The following is a 7,377-nucleotide window of genomic DNA, read 5'->3' as shown; positions in this document are numbered from 1 at the left end:
TGCTGTCGCCTAGCAAAATTAGCTTGTCAAAATTGTTTTTTTAGACGCAGTCTATATCACCCCCTCCTTTAGCGCTGCTTAGCGGCAACCCTATGGGCCGGGGTCTTGCGCCGGGGGCCACCGCAGCTCATCCGCAGTCGATTCGCCGCACCGCACGGCGCTTCACCGCCATTCGATTAGACGCCACTTACGGAACAACAAGGTGGCGTGGGCGTTTGCCTAGAGGGTTCGCCGCTTCGACCGGAATTGCCGTGTCGCAACCGTAAAGGCGAGGCCCGTAACAACAGGAGTAGACGATGAAAATCCACCTTGTTCCTGCTGCGGCGGGATTGGTGTTGCTCGCCGGCGTCGGCGTGGCCACCGCAGACCAGGTGATTGTCACGCCCGAACAGCAGACGGTCATCCGCGAATACGTCCACAAGCACCCGTTGGCGTCGATCAATCTTCTGGGGGTGGAGCTCAATATCGGTTCCACGTTGCCCGATACGGTCGAGCTGCAACCGATCGATGTTCCCGACGTGAAGTACAGATACGTCGTCGTCGGCAATCGCACGGTGCTCGTCGATCCAGGCACCCGCAAGATCGTGCACGTCCTCGACTGATCGGCGTTCACAACCGCGAACCGGATTTGGAAAGGTCACGATCTAATTACCAAATCAGAGCTCCATCCCGAGCGATCGGGATGGAGCCGCTGTCGTCTCGAAACAAGGAAAGGAGCCATTCCCATGCTGCCGCATGTCGAGCCGGTCAACGTGGCCGCCGCCGTCGACAAACTGCTTGCTGAACGAGGCGATGGCCTGCTGTCGATGAAGGCGGCGATTGCACTGTTGCGCGAACGCACCGGAACCGAGCGCTCGGACGCCGACCTTGAGGGGCTGATCATCAAGAAGGCGGCGCTCCTCGGCGTCGCCGTCCTGTGTGACAGAGAGGTTCAATGACGGTGTTGCCTAGCGCTCAAGACGCCGGTCGAAATTTCAGCTAGAACAAAGTTGCTTACGCATGAACCGAGCCGACGGAGGCAACAGTGACGGACAGGCAGGAACGGATTCGCCAGCGGGCACACGCGATCTGGGAACAGGCAGGCAGGCCCGACGGGGCGCATCAGCAGCATTGGGATCAGGCTACCGCCGAAATCGACGCAGAAATCGCCACGAAAGAGAAGACCGCCAGCCGGCCGAAGCCGACATCACGTCAGCCTAAGACGGCGCCCGCCGCCAAGAACGGAACCAAACCCAAGGCGCGACCACGCAAAACGTGAACTCGAGCGGATTTGATTCCAACGCCGGATCTCGCGGTGGACTCATCGTCAGGTGTTCCTGGCCTGTTCCGTGGTCGGAACAGCACCAGAACTGGTTCCGTTGCGGCTGTGTTCGTCCATCGCAGTGCCCATCAGCTGACACTCGCATCTGCTTCAGCAGGTAGAGGACAGTTCGGCCGATCTCGGTGGTGTTCCGCCTTCCAAGTAAAACTTTCGGAAAAATTGGCTACAAAATTCACTGGGCCGTTCTGTGAACAGATACCATGAGGCCAGAAAGTTGACTGGCAAAGAAACCGATCATCTTCTTGCAAATTAGTAGGCATGCAACCGGCGATGTCGCTGGCTGTTCAGCGCAACTACAGCAAGGAGAGTGTTATGACCACCATGATCAAAACAATCACCGATGCGGTGGCAGGCAGCGCAGTTATTTTCATGCTCTCGATGCCCGTGAATGCCGCGGACGGAATTGCCGTTGGTGTTGGAACATCCATCGGCGGCAATGGCGGCATCAAAGCCGGCCTCGGCGCGACGGTTGGCAGTCGCGGCGGCATCAACGCCGGTTCCGGCGCAACAGTTGGCGGCAACGGCGGCATCAAGGCAGGCCTCGGTGCCTCGGTGGGCGGCAGCGGCGGCATTAACACCGGTGCCGGCGCAACGATTGGCGGTTCCAGTGGCATCGCCGCGGGCGCCGGCGCATCGGTCGGGGGCAGAAGCGGCATCAACGCCGGTGCCGGTGCAACGATCGGCGGTTCCAGTGGCATCGCGGCGGGCGCCGGGGTAGGTATCGGCAGCCGCGTTAACGCAGGCGCCGGCGTCAGGGTCGGCAGTGGCATCAATGTCGGCGCCGGTGTCGGGATCGGTGGTGGGAGCAATCCGAGCAATCCGTCCAACCCGGGCAGCCCGTCCAATCCCAACAATCCCCTCAATCCCAGCTTGCCCCAGGTCGTTGCCGATATGTCGGGGGACAAGTTGGCCAGGATGAAAACGCGCTGCGTTGACGTGCTCAGCAGCGAAGGCACTTACGACAGCGATCTGCGCCAATTGTGCCTGCTGATCGCCCGCCGCTAAGGCGAATACATTGGATGAAATGTCGGACGGGGCCGAGAGGCCTTCGTCCACCAAGCCTCCAGCAGTCCAAAGCCCGCCCTTGCGGCGGGCTTTTTGCCGAGCACGTGGCGGAGCATGGCGGGGCTCGAAAGAGCACGCGCCTCAATGCGTTTGACGGCCAAGGTCCGGCGAAGCGACCGTTCCGTCTTCCAGGGCATCCCAGCCCACTGCGGGGCTGCTTTGCATCAGCTGAGGGCACGCAAACTCCGCCAGATCGGTTTCCGCGAAGCCGTCGAACTCGATAGCCGCCCCGTAGAGCTGGGCTGCTTGCATGACGAGCCATTCGATGTCTTCGCGCGCAACATTCTCGGCGAGGTTCTGCAGTCGCGCGGCTTCGGCGACAGCAGTCAGATTGATGGCAATCCCGGACCGCAATGTAGCCCGAACTCGGGAACTGACGTCTTCGTGCAGACGAACCGAAAATCCGTAGCGCATAGAAACCTTCCCTTCAGGAGCGGTTTGTCCCTCGTGTTCTACCATGCGCCCAGGTTCCGTGATTGGCAACCGAAATTCCTTAAAAACTCGTTTTATGTCAAATAGTTAGCGTATTTTGTTGATTACCTATTTGATGCTTGATCCGCTTCATCGGACTTCTGCATGACTCGCTCATCTGAAGGCCTTGACGCATTCTGCTCACGTACCTAATTCTACAGAAAATTAGGAACATACTAACTCAGCTGCATTTAGGCTGGTATGATTGGAGGCCGAGATGTCCGAACTGGAACGCCCGGAACGATTGCAGATCATGCTGACCGTCGATGAACTGGCGGCATTGGAGAACTGGCGCTTCGACAAGCACATGCCGAGCCGGTCGGCCGCTGTACGTGAGCTTTTGAGGCGAGGTCTCACAGCCGATGGTTTCCTGACGGCGGCGCATGGGACCAAGTCGCGCGACTTCGGCATTCTGCCGCATTCTGCAGATGGTGACGGGGCAGTCGAGGGGTCTTCCAGCAGCGAACAGTGATATCTCCAGCGACCCCGTTCGCCCGCCGCACCTCGTATGGCCTTCACGGCCACTGGGTATCATCAAGCAGCTTGGTCTATCTGTGTGGCCCTCCGCCGTCGGTTGACAGAGCTGGCGTTGCAGATACATTGCACAGGACTATACAGGTGCAATGAACAGGTATGCCTATGGTCCGCCGCGTGGTCCCATCGTCTCCCGGTACGGGCAAGCCCGAACAGATCGCCACGGTTCTCGAACATGAAATCCGCTCCGGTGTTCTGGGCTTCGGCGACCGGTTGCAAAGCGAGAACGAGCTCGTCCAGCGTTTCTCCGTCAGCCGCAACACCGTTCGCAAGGGCCTCGAGGAACTGTCCAGCCGCGGGCTGATTACCACCAAGGTCGGCATCGGCTCTTTCGTCACCTTCGATGGCAAGCCCGTTGACGACTCAATCGGTTGGTCGCGGGCGCTCGCCAACGCCGGCGCAAATGCCGAGACGCGGACGCTGCGGCTCGAGGTGATCGAGGACCCTGATCTTGCCACACTGCTTGGTATAGAAAACCCGTTTTTCATCGCTGTCGATCGGGTGCGCACCAATGCCAGCGACGGCCACGCTATCTCCATTGAGCGCAGCCGCCTGCCATTGTCACCCGAACTGGAGGACGTGCCGTTACGCGGTCTGCGCGAAGGCTCGCTCCACCAGACGCTGCGCGGCGCCGGCCTCATTCCAGACCATGGCGAGGAATGGGTCGGCATCGAAATGCTCAACCCAGAGGACGCCGCCATCCTCGGCTGCCCGCAAGGCACGCCGTTCCTGCGCGGTCGTCGGTTGACGCGTGCGGCCGATGACCGGCCGATCGAATATGTGACCAGCCTGCTCAACCCGGCGCATTTTGCGCTGCATATGAGGTTCTGAGTGATGCTGGACGACGCCGGGAACATGACCAATCGGGCCATGGGAGCGCTTGTCGGCGGGGCACTGGGAGATGCGCTGGGCATGCCGACGCAGCTTTTGTCGCCGGCGCGGATTGCCAAACTCTACGGTCATGTCGAGGACTTCATTGCTCCTTTCGCCGACCATCCGGTGTCGAAGGGACTTCCGGCCGGGACGATCACCGACGACACAGAACAGGCGCTTCTGCTTGGCCGTATCCTGGTCGAATCCGGTAACCGGTTCGACCATGCGCGGTGGGTCAACGCGCTGCTCGACTGGGAACGCGATGTCAAGGCGCGCGGCAGCTACGATCTGCTGGGACCATCAACCAAACGCGCCATCGACGCCATCAATAACGGTATGCCAGCCGAGGAAGCGGGACGCAGCGGCGACACAAATGGTGCGGCCATGCGCATCGCGCCAGTCGGCATCATGATGCCGCCAGAGCCGCTTGACGCACTGGTCGGCAAAGTGGCCGAAACTTGCAGGGCGACGCACAACACGTCAATCGCAATCGCTTCGGCCGCAGCGGTCGCTGCCGCCATCAGTCGCGGCATCGCTGGCGGTGACTGGCGCGCCGCTTCCGACAGCGCCATCGCCGGGGCGAGGCACGGGGCAACGCTCGGCTATTGGGTGACCGGCGGTGACATCGCCGCGCGCATTGGGTGGGCGCAGAAGCTCGTACGCGGCAAGGCGACGAAGGACGCGATCCGGCTGATCACCGATCTGGTCGGCACCGGCGTCGCCAGTCAGGAGTCCGTTCCGGCTGCATTCGCGGTGCTGGAAGTCGCCGGTGGCGATCCCTGGCAGGCGGCAGTCATCAGTGCCAATCTCGGTGGCGACACCGACACGATCGGCGCCATCGCGGCCGGCATGGCCGGTGCCTGCACCGGCTTTTCCCGATTGCCACAGAAACACATCACCCGGATCAAAGGCCTAGACATTGGGCGGGTGCGCGCGCTCGCCGCCGACCTGGTCGCCCTGCGGACGGCGAAGAGCAGGTCCGGCAAGGATACGGCGGCATGAAGGGGCGTCTCGTCCATGTCGGCAGCGCGGTGGTCGACTATGTCTACCGCATCGATGCCTTGCCGGCACCGGGCACGGAGAAGACCGCATCGAGCTTTGCACAAGTCGCCGGCGGCGGCTTCAACATGATGGTCGCGGCCAGCCGCACCGGCATGAAGGTGGTGTTCGGCGGCCAGCTCGGCAGCGGACCCAATGGCGACTTCCTGCGCAGCGCCTTTAACGCCGAGGGTATCAGTACTCTGACCCCGCCATCGCCCATGATGGACAGCGGCCATTGCGTCGCCTTGATCTCGAGCGATGCCGAACGCACTTTCGTGTCTTGGCCGGGTGCTGAAAGCGTGCTCAGCCTCGACATGCTGGCGCCCGTGGTGGTCGCTGCAGACGACTGGGTGTTCACGTCAGGCTATACGCTGAGCTATCCCAAGAGCCGCGACGCGCTCACCGACTGGTTCGAGGCGCTTCCGGCCGACACACCCCTTGTCCTCGACCCGACACCTGTCATCACCGACATTCCTCGCCATATCCTGTCGCGGATACTCGCCCGCACTACCTGGTTGAGCTGCAACACGACGGAAGCGGCCGCGATTGCCGGTCCGGGCGGTGTCGAGACAGTCGCGTCACGGCTGCTAAGCGACCACTCCCCTAAGGCCATTGGCGTCGTCATTCGTGCCGGCGCGAAAGGCTGCCATGTGCGGCTGGCCGACGGCTCGGCGCAAACGATCGCCGGCTTCAAGGTCGACGCCATCGATACCAATGGCGCCGGCGACACCCATATCGGCGCTTTCGTCAGCGCGCTGGCGCGCAGAATGACGCCTTTTGAGGCAGCGCGCTACGCCAATGCGGCGGCGGCCATTTCCGTCACCCGCCACGGTGGTTCATCAGCGCCGACCGACTACGAGATCCAGACATTCCTAAGCCATGCCGGCGGTCCGCCGATCGGCCTCCATGGCCGGAAGCAAGAGGCCAAACGCCCGACAGCCTGACAAAGCCCGGGAAGCGGGCAAACACAGAGAGGAACGAACATGCGCATGCCCCACTTGACTGCCCTAATGACGGCGGCCGCCGTCTTCGCCTCCGCACTCGCATTTGCCGCCAGGGCCGACGAGGTGCACGTACTCAACTGGAAGGGCTATGGCGCCGACGAGCCCTGGGCCATAGCCGCCTTCGAAAAGGCAACCGGCAACAAGGTCGTCAACGACTTCTTCAATTCCGAACAGGAAATGCTGACCAAGCTCAGGACCAATCCCGACCTTTACGATGTCGTCATGATCAATGCCGCCTTCAACGACCAGGCGATGGCGGAAAAGCTCATTCAGCCGATCGACACGTCCAAGCTGCCGAACTATGCCGACATCAGCAAGGACAAGGCCGGCTCATCGATGCTCGTCCATGACGGCAAGGTCTATGGGGTGCCGTGGGTTTGGGGGCTGACGGCGCTCGCCATCAACGACAAGTCATTCGACAAGCCGCCGACCAGCATCGCCGAAATGTGGGATCCCGCCCACAAGGGCCGCGTTACCATCCGTGACGATGCCGTCGAGGCCGTGCAGTTCGGCGCCATCGCTACCGGCCAGAACATCAACGACGTCAAGGACATGGAGGCGGTCAAGGCGAAGCTGACCTCGCTGATGCCGCAGATCAAGACGTTCTGGAGCTCGGAGAACGACTGGAACCAGATGGTTGCCTCCAACCAGATCGACATCGGCACCTATTGGAGCGGCTCGGCCGACCGCGCCAAGACGCATTTCAAGCTGCCGGTCTCGCTGGTCATTCCCCAGGAGGGTGCCGTCGCCTGGCTTGACGCCTTTTCCATTCCGGTCGGTTCCAAGAACGTCGCCGGGGCGCAAGCCTTCATCAACTACATGATCGACCCGAAGTTCTATGTCGAATGGGTCACCAAGGTCGGCGCGCCGGTGTCGGCCAACACCAAGGCGGTCGAAGCGCTGCCAGAGGGTTCCTTCAACCGCAAGGTGATGGGCGACCCGGCAGTCGCCAAGCGCATCCAGTTCCAGGCGCCGATTACTGACGCGCAGCGCGAGACCTATCTGGCGCTCTGGCAGCAGCTCAAGGTCGACGTGAAGTAACAGCAGAAGCCGCGATCAGCCGACCAT

At 61.7% G+C, this 7,377-nt stretch carries 10 protein-coding genes; 9 read left to right on the top strand and 1 reads right to left on the bottom strand.

Annotated elements, in window-relative coordinates; genetic code table 11:
* Positions 1-296: 296 nt before the first annotated feature.
* The 4 genes from AC0L2Y_RS24105 to AC0L2Y_RS24090 all read left to right on the top strand — a co-directional run bounded on the left by AC0L2Y_RS24105 (position 297) and on the right by AC0L2Y_RS24090 (position 2,326).
* Complete coding sequence (locus AC0L2Y_RS24105) at positions 297-602, top strand: DUF1236 domain-containing protein (protein ID WP_473559934.1); 306 nt, start codon at positions 297-299, stop codon at positions 600-602.
* Positions 603-725: 123 nt separating this feature from the next.
* On the top strand, positions 726-938 hold the full coding sequence (locus AC0L2Y_RS24100) for a hypothetical protein (protein WP_352452715.1): 213 nt from the start codon (positions 726-728) through the stop codon (positions 936-938).
* Between the two features lie 86 nt (positions 939-1,024).
* Positions 1,025-1,258 (top strand): DUF2934 domain-containing protein, encoded by a 234-nt coding sequence (locus tag AC0L2Y_RS24095; RefSeq protein WP_473559932.1) that lies wholly within the window; start codon positions 1,025-1,027, stop codon positions 1,256-1,258.
* Between the two features lie 375 nt (positions 1,259-1,633).
* Entirely contained in the window at positions 1,634-2,326 is a 693-nt protein-coding gene (locus AC0L2Y_RS24090; protein ID WP_473559931.1) for a hypothetical protein, read from the top strand.
* A 141-nt stretch (positions 2,327-2,467) separates the two neighbouring features.
* Here AC0L2Y_RS24090 and AC0L2Y_RS24085 read toward each other — a convergent pair whose 3' ends face one another.
* A complete protein-coding gene (locus AC0L2Y_RS24085) occupies positions 2,468-2,845 on the bottom strand; it encodes a hypothetical protein (protein WP_473559930.1) in 378 nt (125 codons plus the stop codon).
* Between the two features lie 229 nt (positions 2,846-3,074).
* Here AC0L2Y_RS24085 and AC0L2Y_RS24080 point away from each other — a divergent pair, with 229 nt between their 5' ends.
* The 5 genes from AC0L2Y_RS24080 to AC0L2Y_RS24060 all read left to right on the top strand — a co-directional run bounded on the left by AC0L2Y_RS24080 (position 3,075) and on the right by AC0L2Y_RS24060 (position 7,350).
* Positions 3,075-3,329, top strand: a complete 255-nt coding sequence (locus AC0L2Y_RS24080; RefSeq protein ID WP_352868816.1) for a hypothetical protein — start codon at positions 3,075-3,077, stop codon at positions 3,327-3,329.
* Positions 3,330-3,496: 167 nt separating this feature from the next.
* Positions 3,497-4,222, top strand: a complete 726-nt coding sequence (locus AC0L2Y_RS24075; protein WP_473559947.1) for a GntR family transcriptional regulator — start codon at positions 3,497-3,499, stop codon at positions 4,220-4,222.
* A gap of 3 nt (positions 4,223-4,225) precedes the next feature.
* Entirely contained in the window at positions 4,226-5,266 is a 1,041-nt protein-coding gene (locus AC0L2Y_RS24070; protein WP_473559946.1) for an ADP-ribosylglycohydrolase family protein, read from the top strand.
* The gene (locus tag AC0L2Y_RS24065) at positions 5,263-6,249 is read left to right on the top strand and encodes a PfkB family carbohydrate kinase (RefSeq protein ID WP_473559929.1); all 987 of its coding nucleotides are present in this window, start codon (positions 5,263-5,265) and stop codon (positions 6,247-6,249) included. Before AC0L2Y_RS24070 ends, AC0L2Y_RS24065 begins: the two co-directional genes overlap by 4 nt.
* Before the next feature lie 39 nt (positions 6,250-6,288).
* On the top strand, positions 6,289-7,350 hold the full coding sequence (locus AC0L2Y_RS24060) for an ABC transporter substrate-binding protein (protein ID WP_473559927.1): 1,062 nt from the start codon (positions 6,289-6,291) through the stop codon (positions 7,348-7,350).
* The last annotated feature ends 27 nt before the right edge of the window (positions 7,351-7,377 follow it).

The sequence above is a fragment of the Mesorhizobium sp. WSM4830 genome (genome assembly GCF_055811495.1).
The sequence above is the reverse complement of the archived record's forward strand: the minus strand, read 5'-3'. Positions and strand labels throughout refer to the sequence as shown.